Below are 17,268 nucleotides of genomic sequence, written 5' to 3' on the forward strand. Positions count from 1 at the left end.
GCCGACCGAGCGCGAGGCGGACACCGTGTAGAACCGAGTGGCCACGTCATCGGATGACCCCGGGGGCCCGCAGGCCCCGGGGCGCCGCGGCGTCGGACGGGGAGCGCACGGACAGGGGGACGACGTTGGGAAGAGGTCGCGCCACCGGGGCGTCGTGGATCTGGCCGCTGCTGGTGAGCGTCGTGTTCACCCACACCGCCCTCAACCTCGCCCGCCCCCTGGTCTCCTACCGGACGATCGCCCTGGGCGGGGACGCCGTGGCGGTCGGGCTGGTCACCGCCGCCTACGCGCTGCTCCCCCTGCTGGTGGCGGTCCCCCTGGGAAGGGCGACCGACCGGGCCCGGCGAACGGCGTGGATCGTCGGCCTGGGCGCGGCGATCCTCGGCGCGGGCTGCCTGCTACTCGCCCACGGCCCCGGCCTGCTCGCGATCGCCGCGGCCAGCACCGTACTGGGCCTGGGCCACCTGCTGTGCATGGTCGCCGGCCAGGGGCTCATCGCCCGCCTGTCCGCCCCGAAGCACCTGGACCGTGACTTCGGGTGGTTCACCGCGGCGGCCTCCCTCGGTCAGCTCGTGGGCCCCCTGCTGTCCGGCGCGATCCTGGCCGACGCATCGGGGGAGGCGCTGCTGTCGGCGACCTCGTCCGCCCTGCTCGTCGCCGCGGTGACCGGTGGTCTGGGGCTGGTGCCGATCCTGGCCCTGGCACGTGTGCGCACACCCCCGTCCTCCGGGGGCGGGGGTTCGGCGAGGGCTCCCGCATGGGACCTGCTGCGCAGACCGGGTCTGCCCTCGGGGCTGTTCGCCAGCCTCGCGCTGCTCTCGGCCGTGGACATCCTCACCGCCTACCTGCCGCTGGTCGCCGAGAACCGGGGCATCCCGCCGGTGCTGGTCGGCGTCCTGCTGAGCCTGCGCGCGGGGTTCTCGCTCCTCTCCCGCCTGGTGCTGTCCCGGTTGGTGCTCCGGTGGTCGCGCGAGGCGCTGATCACGGTGAGCACCGCCGCCGCGGGCCTGTCCATGGCCGCGGTGGCACTGCCCGTCAGCGATCCGTTCGTGCTGGGCACCGTGCTGGCCGTCGGGGGCTTCCTGCTCGGTCTCGGGCAGCCACTGACGATGTCGGCGGTGGCCACGGCCGCTCCGGAGGGCGCTCGCGGTGCCGCCCTGGCGCTGCGTATCTGGGGGAACCGGCTCGGCCAGGTCGGGATCCCCGCCGTCGGGGCCGGGGCCGCGGGCGCGGTGGGCGCACCAGGGGCACTGTGGTTCGCGGCGGCCGTGCTGGTGGCGTCGGCGGCCACCGCGGCCAGGCGCGTGTGAACCGCCGCACCGTACTGGCGGCCGCGGGGACCAGGGTTCGTCACCGCGGCGTTCGTCGTCTACTCCCGCGACCTCATCATGCTGTTCGGCTGAGGGACCGCCCTCCGGGCGCGGGACGCGCACCCTCGTTCCCTCCGCCTTGCCCGGACCTGGAGAATGGATTGTCGGCAATCAGGGAACACTGTTTCCCGCAAGGGTCAACAGATGGTCAAGAGGCGGAAATCATGTGGACTTCGGGCGATCCGGATCCGATCGTGCGCGCGCTCACTGCCCTGGGCCTCCCACCGCTCTTCGACCCCGAGCACCGGCCCGACGGTGCCCGGAGCGATGACGAGCCCGCGCTGGCCGAGAGCCTGATCGCCGCGGGCGAGATGCGGGCCGGGCCCGCCCCGGTGCCCGGACGCGACGGCGCCCCGGGCTCCTGGGCCGACACCGTGGAGGACCGCGAGCTGGGCCAGGCCCTGCTGTACCGGCGTATGGAGCGCACCATCGCCGACTGGCAGTGGGCCACCGACCCCGCTCCCTCGCGTGCCGGTGCGGCGGCCGAGGCCGCGATGTTCGCGGCCCACGCCCTCGTCGCCGCGCACGCCGATCCGGACTCCGAACACACCGAGGGCGACCTGGAGGAGGCCGAGCAGTCCCTGCACGCCGCCCTGGCCCTGGTGCGGGCCTCCCGGCCCGCACCGCAGAACCAGGGCTGAGCAGACCCCGGGCCCGTCCCGGTGGGATGTGCGCGGGCCCCGTCCCGCGTACACGGCGGTCACGAGTCCCCCGGAACGGGGGAACCCCCGGGGGCGACCGGCTCCACGAGGCGCGCACCGCTCCTGCCCCGGGCCGCGTCCCAGGCCCAGGCGACGTCCTCCGGTGGCCCGGAGGCCAGGAGCCGGCCGTCGGCCAGTACGAGGCAGTGGTCGGCGTCGAAGGCCTCCTCCGGGTCGTGGGTCGCGTGGACGACGGTCGTCCCCTCCGCGCGGACCCGCGTCAGGAGGCGGCGGACACGCTCCTGTGAGCGGTGGTCCAGCCCCGCCGACGGCTCGTCCAGGAGGAGGAGCCCCGCCTGCTGGGCCAGGCCCTGGGCCACCAGGACCCGTTGCCGCTGGCCGCCCGACAGCTCCCCCAGGCGCCGACCGGCCAGGTCGGCGACCCCCATGCGTTCGAGGCACTCGTCCACCACGGCCCGGTCGCGCCGGGTCAGCGGCCTCCAGAACCCCCGGTGCGCCCATCGCCCCATGGCGACCGTCTCGCGCACCGTGACGGGCAGGGCGTCGGAGACAGCGCTGCGCTGGACCACCAGGGCCGGGCGCGGCCTCCGCTCGGCCACGACCCTTCCCTTACGGGCCCGGACCGTGCCCGCCAGCAGCCCGAGCAGCGTGGACTTACCCGAGCCGTTGGGCCCCACGAGCGCCGTGACCGCCCCCGTGGGGATCACCGCGTCGACGCCCCGCAAGGCGTCGCGTCTCCCGTAGCCCGCGTACACGCCGTCCAGTTCCACCCGGTCCATCCGCACTCCTTACGTCAACCCGATTTGAAAACGATAATGGTTATCGTTATATAGTGTCGAACCATGGAAGCTCTGTCCGATCCGTTCGGGGTCGTCTTCGTCCAGCGAGCGCTGTGGGGAGGGATCCTGGTCTCCCTCATCTGCGCCCTCGCCGGGACCTGGGTGGTGCTGCGCGGCATGGCCTTTCTGGGTGACGCGATGTCGCACGGCATGCTGCCCGGGGTGGCGCTGGCGTCCCTGCTCGGCCAGAGCCTGTTCCTGGGGGCCGCCCTGGCCGCCGGGACGATGGCCGCGGGCGTCACCGCCCTGGGCCGCTCCTCCCGGCTGTCACAGGACACGAGCATCGGGCTGCTCTTCGTCGGGATGCTCTCGGCCGGCGTGATCATCGTCTCCCACTCGGCCTCCTTCGCGGTCGACCTCACGGGGTTCCTCTTCGGAGACGTGCTGGCGGTGCGTGAAAGCGACCTGGTCGCCCTGGGGACCGCCCTGGCCGTGGCCCTGGCGGTCTCGCTCGCGGGCCACCGGGCGTTCGTCGCCCTGGCCTTCGACCCCCGCAAGGCCCACACCCTGGGGCTGGCGCCCCGCGTGGTCCACGGCGTCCTGCTCGGCCTGGTCACCCTGGCCGTGGTCGCCTCCTTCCACGTGGTCGGCACCCTGCTGGTCTTCGGACTGCTCATCGCTCCCCCGGCGGCAGCGGCCCTGTGGGCACGGAGCATCCCCGCGATCATGCTGGGCGCGGCCGTGCTCGGCAGCGCCTCCACCTTCCTCGGCCTGCTCGTGTCCTGGCACTGGGAGACGGCCGCGGGGGCCACCATCGCCGCCGGGGCCGTGGTCCTCTTCTTCGCCTCGGCGTGCGCGGCCGCCGTCCGCTCCCGGCTCAGGGCTCCCGCGCCCCCTTCGAACGCCCCGGAAGAAGAACTCGTACAGACGGAGAGGCCGATGACGCATGAAGCGTGAACACCGCACCACCGCGCTGGGCGCGACCGGGCTGTCCGCACTCCTCCTCGCCACCGGCTGCGCGGGCGGTGACGCCCGGGACGGCACGGAGGGCCAGGAGGAAGAGGAGGTACCGCACGGCTACGTCGAGGGCGCGGAGGAGAGCGCCGAACCCCAGTCGCGCCTCGTGGTCGCCGACGTGAACAGCGGAGAGGTCCGGGTACTCGACCTGATCACCGGAGAGACCAGCGGCCTCGACCCGGTGGAGGACGTCGACGGCATCGCCGGTGACGGCCGTTTCGCCTACCTGTCGTCATCGGATCATGGGATGACGCACATCGTGGACAGCGGGGTGTGGACCGTCGACCACGGGGACCACAGCCACTACTACCGCGCCGACGTCCGACATGTGGGCCCTTTGGAGGGCCTCGCGGCGGACCGGGTGTCCGCGGACCTGGTCCTCACCGCCCTCAACGGCCGTGACGGCGGAGCCGCCGTGCTGGACCGGGCCGAACTGGAGGAGGGGGCGGCCGAGACGGCCGTACCCGTACCCGACGACGCGGAGGAGGTCCTGCCCCTCGCCGGCCACCTCCTGGTGGCCGGCGAGGGCGGTGTCAGGGTCCACGACCGCGGCGGATCCTCCCTGGAACTCCTCGACGACACCTGCGCCGACCCCCGCGGCCAGGCCGTCACCCGGCGCGGAGCGGTGATCGGCTGTGCCGACGGCGCCCTCCACGTCACCGAGGACGACGGGACGTTCACGAGCACGCTGATCCCCTATCCCGACGGCGCGCTGGGACGGACCGAGGAGTTCCACCACCGCCCCGGGTCCTCGGCCCTGGCCTCGGTGTCGACCGAGGAGGAGGTCTGGGCCCTGGACCTGGCCGACCCGGGGTGGACGCCCCTGGACCTGACCGGCGCGGTGGCCGTGACGGCCGTCGGCGAGGGCGCCCCCGTCCTGGTGCTGACCGGGGACGGGACCCTGCACTCCCTGGACCCGGAGACGGGTGAGGAGAACGCCTCCGCCGACCTGCCCGTGGAGACCGGCGGGGAGCACACCCCCGTCATCCTGGCCGACACCAGCCGCGCCTACGTCAACGACGCGGCGGACGGGGTCGTCCACGAGATCGACTACGACGACGACCTGCGTGTCGCGCGGACCCTCCCCACGGAGATCACGCCGCACCTCATGGTCGAGACGGGACATTGACCATCATGGCCACACCATCAGCACCCCTGTTCAGGGCGACCGCGGCCGCACTGGCGGGAGCCGCCGTCCTGGGATCGGCCGCCTGCTCACCCGGAACGGACACGGGCGGGGGCGTCGTGGTGACCACCAACATCCTGGGCGACGTCACCAGGGAGATCGTGGGTGACCAGGCCGAGGTCACCGTCCTGATGAAGCCCAACGCCGACCCCCACTCCTTCGGTGTCTCCGCCCGGGAGGCCGCGACGGTCGAGAACGCGGCGCTCGTGGTCTACAACGGCCTCGGCCTGGAGGAGGGGGTGCTGCGCAACGTCGCCGCGGCGGAGGAGGACGGGGTGCCCGCCCTGGAGGTCGCCGCGGGCGTCGACCCCCTCCCCTTCACCTCGGCGGAGGGCGGGAGCGGGGGCGCTTCGGCGGGGAACGCGGACGCGGGTGAGCCCGATCCGCACTTCTGGACCGATCCGCAGCGGGTCGTCCGGGCGGTCGACCTGATCGCCGAGCACGTCGTCGAGCAGGTCGACGGCGTGGACGCCGACGCCGTCCGCGCCAACGCCGAGGCCTACACCGAAGAGGTGGAGGAGCTCGACACATGGATGGAGCGGGAGTTCACGGCGATCCCCGAGCAGGACCGCAAGCTGGTGACCAACCACCACGTCTTCGGCTACCTCGCCCAGCGCTACGGCTTCGAGGTCGTCGGCACCGTGATCCCCGGCGGCACCACCCTGGCCTCGCCGAGCAGCTCCGACCTGAGATCCCTGTCCGACGCCGTGCGCGGGGCTGGGGTCGACGCCGTGTTCGCCGACTCCTCCCAGCCCGACCGTCTGGCCACCGTCATGGCGGAGGAGGCGGGGGTGCGCATCGAGGTGGTCCCCCTGTTCTCCGAGTCGCTGAGCGAGGAGGGGCAGGGCGCGGCCACCTATCTGGAGATGATGCGCGCCAACACCGAATCCATCGCCGCCGGGCTGCGTGGCGAGTGACCGGGGCACAGGGCCCCGGTACCACCGCGGCGGTCGCTCCGGCCGGTCGCGAACCCCTCAATACCCCGAGAGAAAGCAGCGGAAAGATCCTATGAACACACCACTACGCCCCACCCGTAAGGCGGCACTGCCCGTTCTGCTGTCCGCGGGGCTGCTGCTGACGGCGTGCGGCACCGGAGAGAACACTCCGCGGGAGCAGGACGGCGAGGACCGGACCGCGGCGGAAGCCGTCGTCGACGACCCGGTCGTGACCACCTACGACGGCGGCCTGTACGTCCTGGACGGCCGGACCCTGGAGGTCGTCGGCGACATCGCCCTGGAGGGGTTCAACCGCATCAACCCGGCCGGTGACGAGCGGCACGTCATGGTCTCCACATCGGAGGGCTTCCAGGTCCTGGACGCCGCCGGCGCTGAGCTGACCGACACCCTCTTCCCCGCCGAGTCCCCCGGCCACGTCGTCCGGCACGCCGGCAGGACGGTCCTGTTCGCCGACGGCAGCGGTGAGATCACCGCCTTCGACACCGGTGCCCTCGGCGACGGCCTGCCCGGGACCGACGTCCTCAAGGCCGAGGAGGCCCACCACGGCGTGGCCGTCGAACTGGCGAACAGCGAGACGCTGCTGACCCTCGGCGACGAGGAGGAGCGCGTCGGCGCCCTCGTCCTGGACTCCGCCGGAGAGGAGGTCGCCCGCAGCGAGGAGTGCCCGGGCGTCCACGGCGAGAGCACCGCCGGCGGTGAGACGGTCGTCATCGGCTGTGAGGACGGCGTCCTGATCTACCAGGAGGGCGCGTTCACCAAGGTGGACAGCCCCGACGGCTACGGGCGCATCGGCAACCAGGCCGGGAGCGAGGAGTCGCCGATCGTCCTGGGCGACTACAAGACCGACCCCGGCGCCGAGCTGGAGCGTCCCGAGCAGGTCTCCCTCGTGGACACCACGGACGCCGGTCTGACCCTGGTCGACCTGCCCAGCAGCTACACCTTCCGCTCCCTGGGCCGCGGTCCCGGCGGCGAGGCCCTGGTCCTGGGCACCGACGGCAGCCTGCACGTGATCGATCCCGAGGAGGGTGAGGTCGTGGACGGCATCGAGGTGATGGACGAGTGGCGGGAGCCGCTGGAGTGGCAGCAGCCCCGCCCGGCCCTGTTCGTGCGCGGGGGTACCGCTTACGTGAGCGACCCGGCCGGGAACCGGGTCCACGCACTGGACCTGGAGTCCGGTGAGGTCACCGCCTCGGTGGACCTGGAGGAGTCGCCCAACGAGCTGAGCGGGGTCGCGCCCTAGGGGGCCCGGACCGGCGCGCCCCCTTCCGGTCACAGCGCTGACACCCCGCCTCCCGCCGGGGCGAGGCCCCCGGCGCCGGGCCGGTACGCTCCCCCGCGGACCGGCCCGGCCGCCTTCTCACCAGTCGTGCATCGAGCCGTCGATCCTGCGGTTGACCGGCAGGTACCTGGGCTCGTAGGGGTAGCGGGCCGCGGCCTCCTCGTCGATCTCCACCCCCAGGCCGGGCGCGTCGCCCGGGTGCATGTAACCGTCTTCGAAGGTGTAGTCGGTCCGGAACACCTCGCTCGCGGGTTCCAGGTGTCCCATGTACTCCTGGATGCCGAAGTTGGGCACGGTGAGGTCCAGGTGCAGGGCCGCGGCGAAGGAAACGGGGGACAGGTCGCCCGCGCCGTGCGAGCCGGTGCGCACGCCGTACAGGTCGGCGAGGTCGAAGACCCTGCGCAGGTGCGTGATACCCCCGCTGTGCGAGACCGACATCCGGACGTAGTCGACGAGCCGTTCGGTGATCAGGTGCTGGCAGTCCCAGATCGAGTTGAATACCTCCCCGACGGCCAGCGGGGTCGTGGTGTGCTGGCGGATCGTGCGGAAGGCCTCCTGGTCCTCGGCCGGGGTCGGGTCCTCGATCCAGAACATGCGGTAGGGCTCCAGCGACCTGCCCAGCTGGGCCGCCTCCAGCGGGGAGAGCCGGTGGTGGACGTCGTGCAGCAGGTGGAAGCCGTAGCCGAACCTCTCCCGGACCGCCCGCACCATCTCGGGCGCGAAGTCCAGGTAGGCGGGGGTGTGCCACACGTTGTCGGTGGGCACCGCGGCGTCGGCGGGCTCGTACGTGGCGCCCGTACCCGGGTGGTGCAGCCCGTAGGTGCTCTCCAGTCCGGGCACGGCGGCCTGCACGCGGACCGCCCGGTACCCCTGTTCCAGGAACCCCGCGACCGAGTCGAGGAGTTCGTCGACGGACCCGCCGCTCGCGTGGCCGTAGACCATCACGCCCTCGCGGGCCGCGCCGCCCAGCAGCTGGTGGACGGGCCTGCCCACCTCCTTGCCGAGGATGTCCCACAGGGCGCAGTCCACGGCGGCGATCGCGGTCATCGTCACGGGACCGCGCCGCCAGTAGGCGCCCCGGTACAGGTACTGCCAGACGTCGTTGATCCGCCCGGCGTCGCGGCCGACGAGCAGGGCGCAGACGTGGTCGCGCAGGTAGGAGGCGACGGCGAGCTCGCGGCCGTTCAGGGTGGCGTCGCCGAGACCGGTCACGCCGTCCTCGGTGGTGATCTTCAGGGTGACGTAGTTGCGCCCCGGACACGTCACGATGACGTCGGCGGAGGTGATCTTCATGGCGCTTCCTCACGTGTGTCGGTGTCCTCGGTCCCGGTCGGCGGCGGGGCCGCACGCCCCGGCGGTGGCTCAGGAGAGGAGTTCGGCGACCCTCACCCCGTAGGCGGGCAGGTCCACCGAGCCGATCCCGGCCCCGTCGAGGTCCGCCAGGCGGCCTTGGGCGAGGACGGGTTCGGCGCTCAGGGGCTCCGGGTGCTGGCTGAGGAACCAGACCAGCTCCCGACCGTCCTCGTGGCGCATCGTGCCCACCAGGACACGGGGGTCCTCCACCCGTACGCGGGGGCGGGCCCCCGCCTCCTCCGCCAGTGCCGCGTACAGCCGCCACGTGGGCTCGGGGTTGGCGGCCGGGGTGAGGGCGGCCATGTGCTCCAGAGGGTAGGTGCACAGAACGAGCTGTCCCCGCCCGGTGCGCCTGCGCAGCAGGGCGGGGTGCCCGTGCGCGTCGGTGGCCACGACCTCCGCGTCCTCCGGCACGACCGGGAGGAAGGTCCGTGAGTGCTCGTTGCCCGCGACGGGGAACTCCAGCGTCTCACCCGCGCCGACACCGCCGAAGTCCAGCTGGAAGGTCATGCGCAGCCGGTCGTCCTCGATGGGGTCGGTGAGCCCGTAGCGCAGCTGTTTGACCACCCCGAAGGTCTCGTCCAGCTTGGGCCACCACGGCCCGCGCTGGGTCCCGTGCTCACCGACGAAGTAGGAGGCGTAGACGGTGGCACCCTCCTCGGCCCGGCGCACGAGCCGACGCCAGGCGGGAGCGGTGAGCTGCTTGGCGGACGGCAGCAGGTACAGGGCGCAGTCCTCCGGCAGGCCGTCGGCCTCACGGGCGACGCCCACGGGCAGGTCCGCCTCACGCGCGGCCACGTAGGCCTGCCGGGTATGGGCCAGGACGCTGCTCGCGTCCTCGGGCTGGGTGAACGGATACATCCGCTCCAGGAAGGAGGACACGACCAGGGCGATCGACGTGTCCGGGCGTGACAGGCGCTCGAAGTCGGTGCGCCGCAGCAGGTCGGTGAACTCCTTGACCTCCCTCAACTGCGCCTTGGGCCTGCCCCGGTCGTCGGTGAGGCCGAAGTGCATCTCGAAGGAGTGGTGGCTGTACGGCTCCTGCTCATGCAGCGCGTCGTAGTCGGTGTTGTTCCACGGGATCCAGCCGGCGGCGCCCGCCAGCAGGGTGTTGTGCAGGGTCTGGCGGTAGTAGTGCGCCGCGTTCTCCTCGGAGGTGTAGTCCGAGGTCACGCCGAACTCCTCCATGACCACCGGCTTGTCGCCCAGGTCCAGGAGTTCGCAGACGAAGGCGGCGCCGAGGTTCTGCCGTACCGGGTCGTTCTCCATGCGGTACACGTGCGGGCCGTGGAAGTCGATGAGGGGTTCGAGTTCGCGCACCCGGAAGCCGTTGTCGGCTCCGGTCGTCTCCACGCCCCACGATCCGTCGCCGACGGAGACGGGCTGGCGGGCGCCCGCGTCGCGCAGCGCCCCGACCAGGGTCTCGGCCCAGGCGGTGACCGCGCGGTGGTCCAGGGTCCCGATACCGCGCCCCCGCCAGTCCGCGTAGATGGGGATCTCGTTGGTCAGGAGCCATCCGGTGATGCTCTCGTGGTCCTTCCAGCGCCCGGCGACACCGCGCACGTACCAGGCCTGGCGGTCCACGAACCACTCGTCGGTGAAGACGTCGCGGCCCCCACGCCAGGGGGGATCCCAGTTCTGTCCCGACATGTGGCCGACGATGAACGTGGGAATGGTGTGCATGCCCAGGTTCCGATGGCGTTCGAGGAAGTCGTCGAAGCGCTCCAGCATGCGCGGGTCGAGGGTGTCGGGTTCGGGTTGGAAGTCGGGCCAGTACAGGAAGCTGCGCGTCACGGTGATGCCGTGGTCGCGTAGGACGCGCAGCTCCTCGTCGATGACCGCGCCGTCGTAGTTTCGCCACATCAGCGGTCCCCCCGTGCGGGACCAGAAGTTGACACCGACCCAGATCAGGGGCTGATCGGCCGTACCGAGCCTGGCGGAGTTGCGCTTCATACCGACCTTTTCTCACGTGTGCCTTCGACGCAGGTATATCGTTTTCCTTCTTGGGTGTCGACCCCCGAGGAGCCTTCGCCCACGACTGTGGAACACGGGATACCTCTGCCCCACTGAGAACACCCGCGTCCAGCGAACCGGGGAGGGCCGCACGGGCTGCTCGCACATGTGTACCGTTTTCCTGAGGCCGGACAGCCCAGGGGCCGGGCCCGTGGCGACTGGTAATCTGGCCGCCCCGGCCGCCGGCGCCCTCCGGCGGGCGGACGGCGGGACCCCACGATCGCGAAGGGAGCGGCACTGGTGCGCGAGGAATCCCCCGTATCCGGTGCCCCGGCCCGGCCGAGAACGCCATGACGGGCGCGCGCAGGGGGGCCGACCGCCCCACGATCTCCGACGTCGCCGCGCTGGCGGGGGTGTCGGTCTCGGCCGTGTCGAAGGTGGTCAACAACAAGGGCAGCATCGCCGAGCCCACCCGCAGGCGCGTCCTGGACGCGGTCGACAAGCTCCAGTGGTCGCCCTCGGCCGCGGCCGTGGCACTACGGGGGGCACGCACCCGGGCCATCGGCATGGTCTCGCGCCGCTCCCCGGACCTGCTGACCTCCGATCCGCACTTCACCGTGCTGATCTCGGGGATCGAGCGCGAACTGGCGCCCATGGACTACGGGTTGCTCCTGCACATCGTGGGCGGTGAGGAGGACGCCGAGCGGCGCGCCTACCGCCGCCTGGCCGAGGAGCGCAGGGTCGACGGCGTCATCCTCACCGAGAGCCTGGTCCGCGATCCCCGGTTCGAGCTGCTCCGAGGGCTCAGGCTGCCCGCGGTGCTGATCGGCACGCCATGGCGGGAGGACCCCGTCCCCACGGTGCGGGCGCCCCACCAGGAACGGGGTGTGACCGAGGCGGTCGAGCACCTGGCCGCGCTGGGCCACCGGCACGCGGCCTACGTCTTCGGCCCCGAGGACCGCGTGCACACCGGCTTCCGCCGCCGCGTCCTGGAACAGGCGGCACGGCGACACGGGCTCTCCCCCGTCCTGCTTCCGGTCCCCGACTTCACCGCGGAGGCCGCGGCTGTCGCCACGGAGGAGGCGCTGTCCCTGGCCGTGCGGCCCACCGCGATCATGTACGCCAACGACATGATGGCGATCGCGGGGATCAACGCGGCGCGCAGGCGGGGCCTGGACGTGCCCCGGGACCTGTCGGTGGTCGGCCACGACGACCTTCCCCTGGGAGCACTCGTGCAGCCGCGGCTGACCACGGTCGGCCAGGACCTGGTCGGGCTCGGCCGCGCCGCCGCGCTCCGGCTCGTCGTCGAGCTCGACGACAAGGCGGCCAAGGCTCCCGCCATCGCCCCTCCCCGGCTCGTGGTGCGCGAGTCCACGGCGGCGCCCGGAGCGTGAGCCCGGCCGTCGGAGCCGCCGCTCCACCCCCTCCGCCGGGCGGCCGTCCCGCTCCTCCCATGCTCCCGGCCGCGGGCCGGTCGTGCCTCCGTGGGCGGGTTCACCTCCCAAAACGATGTGCGCGGAGCGGGAACGTTCACGACGGCAGCGGTGTTGGAGGAGGGACCCCTCAGAAGGCACCCTCAAAGGCCGACAGGTTGTTTTCCCCTCCCAGGTGAGATTCAACCCACTAAACGGCCCAACATTGTCCAAAATGTTACTTCTTTGCCTACTCTGAGGTCCAACCGCGACGTCACCCGACGCCAACGCAGCTCAGAGGAGTTCCCTTGACCCCTGGACGACGAGCCGGCCTCGCTCCCCGCTGGCGCTCCCGGTGGCTGGCAGCGGCCGCCGCCGCGGGGCTCATGCTGTCCGGATACGCGATCATCGGCGCCGCCGACAGCCCGACGGAACCGGGGTCCAGCCCCGGTCCCGGGCCAGGGGCCGCCGCCGGATGCGAGTCGGCACAGGACAAAAGACAGATGCGCGGCGCGTGGCTGACCACGGTCGGCAACATCGACTGGCCCTCCGAACCCGGTCTGAGCGCGGACGAGCAGCAGGAGGAGATGGACAAGCGCCTCGACGAGGCGGCCGACCTCGGCCTGAACACGGTGTTCCTGCACGTTCGCCCCACCGCCGACGCGGTGTACGAGTCGGATCTGGAGCCCTGGTCCAAGTACCTGACCGGTGAGCAGGGCGGCGACCCGGGCTACGACCCGCTGGAGTACGCGGTGGCCGAGGCCCACGAGCGGGGCCTGGAGCTGCACGCCTGGTTCAACCCGTACCGGGTCGGAATGGAATCCGACATCGAGGAACTGGCCGAGGACCACCCGGCCAAGGAACACCCCGACTGGCTGGTCACCCACGGGCGCGAGGGCTACCTCGACCCGGGCAACCCCGATGTCCGTGAGTGGGTGTCCAACGTCATCATGGATGTGGTCGAGCGCTACGACATCGACGGTGTGCACTTCGACGACTTCTTCTACCCGTACCCTGCCGAGGACGCCGTCTTCGACGACGACGAGTCGTGGGAGAAGCACGGCGGCGACTTCGACAGCCGCGAGGACTGGCGCCGCGACAACGTCAACAAGCTCGTGAGCGGCGTGCACGACCGGATCCAGGAGACCAAGCCCTGGGTGCGCTTCGGGATCTCCCCGTTCGGCATCTGGCGCAACGACGACAGCACCTCCAAGGGGTCGGACACCTCGGGGCTGGAGTCCTATGAGGCCCAGAGCGCCGACACCCGGGCCTGGATCCAGGAGGGGATGATCGACTACGTCGTGCCCCAGCTGTACTGGGAGCGCGGTTTCGACACCGCCGACTACGAGAAGCTGGTGCCGTGGTGGTCCGAGCAGGTCGAGGGCACCGATGTGGACCTCTACATCGGGCAGGCCGCCTACCGTGCCGGTGAGGAGGGCTGGACCGGCAAGGACGCGCTCAGCACCCAGCTGGACTACTCCGCCGACTACCCCGAGGTCGAGGGAGACGTCTACTTCTCCTTCAAGTCCCTCACGAACGTGGCCGACGAGGCCTACGGGGAACTGGCCGACGACCACTACGGCGACCCCGCCCTGCCGCCGCTGGCCGACGACTCCCGTGCGGGGGAGCCGCTGGTCGGGGCCGTGAGCGAGTTGACCGCCACGACCAGCGACGACCGGACCGAGCTGGAGTGGCAGGGGGTCGAGGGGGCGGGCTCCTACGCCGTCTACCGCCTCAACTCCGAAGAGGCCGCGCTGGTGGAGTCGGGCGACGTGGAGAAGTACTGCGACGCGCTCTCCGCCGACAACCTCGTGGACGTGACCGGGAAGACCTCGCTGAAGGACGGGAACGGGGACGAGGAGTCCGCGTACGCGGTCACCGCGCTGGACGACTACCGGGTCGAGGGACCCGCCGGCGAGATCGCCGACCCGCGTAGCTGACGGACCGGCAGCCGTGCGCGGCGGCCGGGAACGCCCGACCCCGCACAGCCCCCCGTAACCGCGCAGCAGGACCCGCCGCCCCTTCCGGGCGGCGGGTCCTCGCTGTCTCGGGGGCAGGGCCAGCGTCCGGCCTCAACCGCCGTCAGTCGAATATGGCCTTCTGCACGTCGTCGGGACCGTCGAACTGGTCCGCCTTGGCATCCGAGATCCTCTCGACCAGGCCGTCGGGCGCGCCGTTGTCCCGCGCCAGCGACACCAGGTCCTCGCGGCTGGCGGGATAGTCGGCTCCCTTGAGCGCTTTCTGTAGGTCGATGGGGTTGGGGATGGCCATGGCTTCCTCCTGTTGTGCGCTGGTGCTGTCGGTGCCAATCGGCTACCCGCCGCCCGGAGTGCCAATACCACCGGAGGGCAAAACAGGCGCCCGGCCCCTCGCCCGTCGCCCGGTTCCGGAGCCGTCGAAGCGGGCGTAGTAGGCGGCGGCCACGTCCTCGCCGCCGTGGGTCTGGTCTGGGCCGACGCCGGATACGGCAACAAGATCGACCACAGCCTGCTCACCTGGGCTCGAAAGAAGCTTCGGCTGGTGGCACGGACCGTCGAGCGCGGCGGCGGCATCAAGGGCTTTGGGGTGCCGCCCCGGCGGTGGGTGGTCGAACGCACCCTCGGCTGGCTGGTGCGCGACCGCCCGACCGGTCAAGCCGTGTAGCCGCCCGCATACCCGACAGTCGTTGGGGCGCCCCGCCGTGAACGGCCCCGAACGGACACAGTCCGTCCCGGGCCGCCGCTCACGACAGGCGGCGTCCACGAAGAACGCTCTAGTAGTCGCGCCAGGCGGGTGCGGCGTCCGCGGCGTAGTCCGCGAAGTCCTTGGGCTCACGTCCAGTCACACTCCGCACGTCCCCGCTGGGCACGCCGTCGCCCAGCTCGGTCAGCGCCGCGAACGCCGACGCAGCGCCCCTGGCCTCCTCCTCCGAGAGTCCGGCCGCGATCTGCTCGCGGACGAAGTCCTCGGGCTCGCCGCTGTAGGCCACCGGATACCCGGCCGCACGGCCGATCACCTCGGCGGCCTCGCCGAAGGACAGCGCACGCGGCCCCGTCACCTGGTACACCCGCCCCGCGTGCCCCTGCCCGGTCAGCGCCTCGGCCGCCACCGCGGCGATGTCGCCGGCGTCCACGAAGGCCTGCCGTACACCGCCCATCGGCAGGGTGATCCGCCCGGCACGCACCGACTCGTGGAAGAACCCCTCGTCGAAGTTCTGGTCGAACCAGTCACAGCGCAGCACGGTCCAGTCCGCGCCGCTCTCGCGCACCGTGCGCTCCGCCGCCAGCAGGCGTTCGTCGCCCATCTCCTCGATGGCCCGGCTCGACAGCAGCACCAGGCGCCGTGCCCCCTGTTCCACCGCCAGCCGGACGAACGCGGGGTCCACGGGCACGCCGTCGGGCGCCATCAGGTACACCGCGCCCGCGCCGTCGAGCGCGTCCTCCCAGGTGGCCGGATCCGACCAGTCGAACGGCACCCGGCCGCGCCGCGAGGCGGCCCGTACCGGATGCCCCCTCCGGTTCAGGAGTGCGGCCACCCGGCGTCCTGTGGTCCCGGTGGCTCCCAGGACGAGAACCGATTGTTCGCTCATGGTGCCACCCAACCATCCGGCGCCGGCATTCACGACGAGCCCGGGCGGCGGGCGCCGTGAGGGCCCTCACCCCAGCTGGTACAGCAGTGCCTCCCAGAACAGGGACGCCTCCAGGGGGATGGCCGACGGAGCACCAGCGGGCCACCGCCCGCACGTTCTCGCCGATGTGCCCGCGACCCAGGAGTTCCCTCACCCGCGCCGCGGACCACGGGCCGGGGAAGAGCCCCCGTCGGTCCGCGACCCGCGGCACAGCACCAGCAGCACCAACTCCGAGAACACCGCGCCGGCCAGGGCGGTTCCGCAACGGTCCCTCAGACGGTGACGGGACCGTAGGAGTTCAGGGCCGCCACGATCTGGTGTTCCTCGTAGTCCAGATGCGCCTCCACCTCGGCGGCGAGGTGCTCGACGTCGTCGCGGACACGGACGGGGTCGCCGCTCTCCACGAGTTCCTGGATCCGGTCCAGCGATCTGCTGATGACCGAGTGCTCCCTGGTCAGGCGTTCGAGGACGGGCGCGAGCCCGGGGTGGCTCTCGGCCAGTCCGGGCAGCAGGTGCTCGTCCTCCGCGGTGTGGTGGCCGTGCAGGAACCCGCAGAAGGACAGGCACTTCTTACGGAGCTGCTGTTCGAGGGAGGCCCCGTCGCCGGGGGCGCCCCTTCCCGCGGCGAGGTCCTGGCGCAGCGAGGCCAGCTCTTCTCGCAGCATGTCGTGGATCTTGACGAGCTGGTCTCCCAGCGCATCGATGCGCTGGCCCTGTGGGACGGGGACGGTGCTCTCGTCGTTCATGTACTCACTCTCAGAGGAGGGGATGATGAGCCGTCCAACAAAAGTGCCAGTTACTGGCATAATTACTTCATGAGCAGTATGCCATCACTGGCGAAATCAGACAACGGATTTCCCGGGCCCGGAACATGACGCCGCTATGCTGGCCCGATGACCGCCGAGCCCACGCGGGACGAGGAGTCCGCCCTCCCCCTGCGCGAGCGCAAGAAACTGCGCACCCGCCGCACCCTCGCCGACACAGCCCTGCGGATGTTCCTCGAACAGGGATTCGACGAGACCACGCTGGACGAGCTGGTGAACACGGTCGAGGTGTCGGTGCGCACCTTCTTCCGCTACTACTCCTCCAAGGAGGAGGTCGCCATGGCCGCCGAGGGCGAGCTGTGGGAGGCCTACGCCACCGAGGCGGCCCGGCTGCGGATCACCGGGCCGGTGCTGCCCCACCTGCGCGACTGCTACGCGGGCGCGGTCCGGGGCCTGTCCGAGGACTGGGCCAGGCGCTACCTGGCCACCCGCGGCCTGGCGGCCCGCACCCCGGCCCTGCGGGTGTACCACGCGGGCACCACGCAGGACCTACAGGTGCGGCTGGTCGAACTGCTGGAGGACGAACTCGGCGTCGACGGCCGCGAGGACGTGCGGCTGCGGCTCATCGGCGAGATGGCCCTGGCCTCGGTGCGCTACGGCACCAAGAACTGGATGCGCGCCTACCGGCACCGGGACGACGCCGGCGGCGCGGAGACACTGATCAATGAGGTCTCACGTGCCTTCGACGCACTTCCCGGCGCGCTGGCCCTGTCACCGGACACGCTCGCGCTTCCCCGCTGACCAGCCCTCCAGCCCCTGCTGAGCGGGCTTTGGGCTCCGAAACCGGCAACCCTCTCCCACCCGGCCCTCCCCCCGCCCGGGGGGCCGGCCCGGGAGAGGGGGCGCCGCTACCTGCGCGAAGGATGCACC

Annotated in this window: 17 protein-coding genes; 10 read left to right on the forward strand and 7 right to left on the reverse strand. The window is 71.9% G+C overall.

The window, feature by feature from the left end; translation table 11 throughout:
- Positions 1-46: 46 nt before the first annotated feature.
- Positions 47-190 (reverse strand): hypothetical protein, encoded by a 144-nt coding sequence (locus AC0T5L_RS23070; protein WP_476167567.1) that lies wholly within the window; start codon positions 188-190, stop codon positions 47-49.
- On the opposite strand from AC0T5L_RS23070, the gene AC0T5L_RS23075 reads away from it, so the two are divergent.
- Both AC0T5L_RS23075 and AC0T5L_RS23080 read left to right on the forward strand, forming a co-directional pair.
- Positions 183-1,310 carry an MFS transporter gene (locus AC0T5L_RS23075; RefSeq protein ID WP_476167568.1) on the forward strand — a complete coding sequence of 376 codons (1,128 nt, stop codon included), beginning with the start codon at positions 183-185 and terminating at the stop codon, positions 1,308-1,310. The genes AC0T5L_RS23070 and AC0T5L_RS23075 overlap by 8 nt on opposite strands.
- A gap of 254 nt (positions 1,311-1,564) precedes the next feature.
- On the forward strand, positions 1,565-2,011 hold the full coding sequence (locus tag AC0T5L_RS23080; protein ID WP_476167569.1) for a hypothetical protein: 447 nt from the start codon (positions 1,565-1,567) through the stop codon (positions 2,009-2,011).
- A 59-nt stretch (positions 2,012-2,070) separates the two neighbouring features.
- On the opposite strand, the gene aztA is transcribed toward AC0T5L_RS23080, so the two are convergent.
- Entirely contained in the window at positions 2,071-2,811 is a 741-nt protein-coding gene (aztA, locus tag AC0T5L_RS23085) for a zinc ABC transporter ATP-binding protein AztA (RefSeq protein ID WP_476167570.1), read from the reverse strand.
- Between the two features lie 63 nt (positions 2,812-2,874).
- Here aztA and aztB point away from each other — a divergent pair, with 63 nt between their 5' ends.
- The 4 genes from aztB to aztD all read left to right on the forward strand — a co-directional run bounded on the left by aztB (position 2,875) and on the right by aztD (position 7,210).
- Positions 2,875-3,768: a zinc ABC transporter permease AztB gene (gene aztB / locus AC0T5L_RS23090; protein ID WP_476167571.1), complete on the forward strand. Its 894-nt coding sequence runs from the start codon at positions 2,875-2,877 to the stop codon at positions 3,766-3,768.
- Complete coding sequence (locus AC0T5L_RS23095; protein WP_476167572.1) at positions 3,758-4,957, forward strand: ABC transporter; 1,200 nt, start codon at positions 3,758-3,760, stop codon at positions 4,955-4,957. Before aztB ends, AC0T5L_RS23095 begins: the two co-directional genes overlap by 11 nt.
- Before the next feature lie 5 nt (positions 4,958-4,962).
- A complete protein-coding gene (aztC, locus tag AC0T5L_RS23100) occupies positions 4,963-5,931 on the forward strand; it encodes a zinc ABC transporter substrate-binding protein AztC (RefSeq protein ID WP_476167573.1) in 969 nt (322 codons plus the stop codon).
- 91 nt (positions 5,932-6,022) lie between these two features.
- The gene (aztD, locus tag AC0T5L_RS23105) at positions 6,023-7,210 is read left to right on the forward strand and encodes a zinc metallochaperone AztD (RefSeq protein WP_476167574.1); all 1,188 of its coding nucleotides are present in this window, start codon (positions 6,023-6,025) and stop codon (positions 7,208-7,210) included.
- Positions 7,211-7,327: 117 nt separating this feature from the next.
- Here the strand turns inward: aztD and manD are convergent, their stop codons facing one another.
- Positions 7,328-8,542 carry a D-mannonate dehydratase ManD gene (gene manD, locus AC0T5L_RS23110; RefSeq protein ID WP_476167575.1) on the reverse strand — a complete coding sequence of 405 codons (1,215 nt, stop codon included), beginning with the start codon at positions 8,540-8,542 and terminating at the stop codon, positions 7,328-7,330.
- Between the two features lie 69 nt (positions 8,543-8,611).
- Complete coding sequence (locus tag AC0T5L_RS23115; RefSeq protein WP_476167576.1) at positions 8,612-10,555, reverse strand: cellulase family glycosylhydrolase; 1,944 nt, start codon at positions 10,553-10,555, stop codon at positions 8,612-8,614.
- A 350-nt stretch (positions 10,556-10,905) separates the two neighbouring features.
- Between AC0T5L_RS23115 and AC0T5L_RS23120 the strand changes: the two genes are divergently transcribed.
- Together AC0T5L_RS23120 and AC0T5L_RS23125 are read left to right on the forward strand one after the other, a co-directional pair.
- Positions 10,906-11,949 (forward strand): LacI family DNA-binding transcriptional regulator, encoded by a 1,044-nt coding sequence (locus tag AC0T5L_RS23120; protein ID WP_476167577.1) that lies wholly within the window; start codon positions 10,906-10,908, stop codon positions 11,947-11,949.
- 326 nt (positions 11,950-12,275) lie between these two features.
- Positions 12,276-13,907, forward strand: coding sequence for a glycoside hydrolase family 10-like protein (locus AC0T5L_RS23125; protein ID WP_476167578.1), 1,632 nt, complete (start codon positions 12,276-12,278; stop codon positions 13,905-13,907).
- A 142-nt stretch (positions 13,908-14,049) separates the two neighbouring features.
- On the opposite strand, the gene AC0T5L_RS23130 is transcribed toward AC0T5L_RS23125, so the two are convergent.
- The gene (locus AC0T5L_RS23130) at positions 14,050-14,238 is read right to left on the reverse strand and encodes a DUF2795 domain-containing protein (RefSeq protein WP_476167579.1); all 189 of its coding nucleotides are present in this window, start codon (positions 14,236-14,238) and stop codon (positions 14,050-14,052) included.
- 165 nt (positions 14,239-14,403) lie between these two features.
- Here AC0T5L_RS23130 and AC0T5L_RS23135 point away from each other — a divergent pair, with 165 nt between their 5' ends.
- Positions 14,404-14,610: a hypothetical protein gene (locus AC0T5L_RS23135; protein WP_476167580.1), complete on the forward strand. Its 207-nt coding sequence runs from the start codon at positions 14,404-14,406 to the stop codon at positions 14,608-14,610.
- 109 nt (positions 14,611-14,719) lie between these two features.
- On the opposite strand, the gene AC0T5L_RS23140 is transcribed toward AC0T5L_RS23135, so the two are convergent.
- Positions 14,720-15,535 carry an SDR family oxidoreductase gene (locus tag AC0T5L_RS23140; protein WP_476167581.1) on the reverse strand — a complete coding sequence of 272 codons (816 nt, stop codon included), beginning with the start codon at positions 15,533-15,535 and terminating at the stop codon, positions 14,720-14,722.
- Positions 15,536-15,846: 311 nt separating this feature from the next.
- The gene (locus tag AC0T5L_RS23145) at positions 15,847-16,320 is read right to left on the reverse strand and encodes a hemerythrin domain-containing protein (protein WP_476167582.1); all 474 of its coding nucleotides are present in this window, start codon (positions 16,318-16,320) and stop codon (positions 15,847-15,849) included.
- A 147-nt stretch (positions 16,321-16,467) separates the two neighbouring features.
- Between AC0T5L_RS23145 and AC0T5L_RS23150 the strand changes: the two genes are divergently transcribed.
- Positions 16,468-17,139 carry a TetR/AcrR family transcriptional regulator gene (locus AC0T5L_RS23150; protein ID WP_476167583.1) on the forward strand — a complete coding sequence of 224 codons (672 nt, stop codon included), beginning with the start codon at positions 16,468-16,470 and terminating at the stop codon, positions 17,137-17,139.
- Positions 17,140-17,268 lie beyond the last annotated feature (129 nt).

This window comes from Nocardiopsis sp. TRM 82005 (assembly GCF_056312425.1).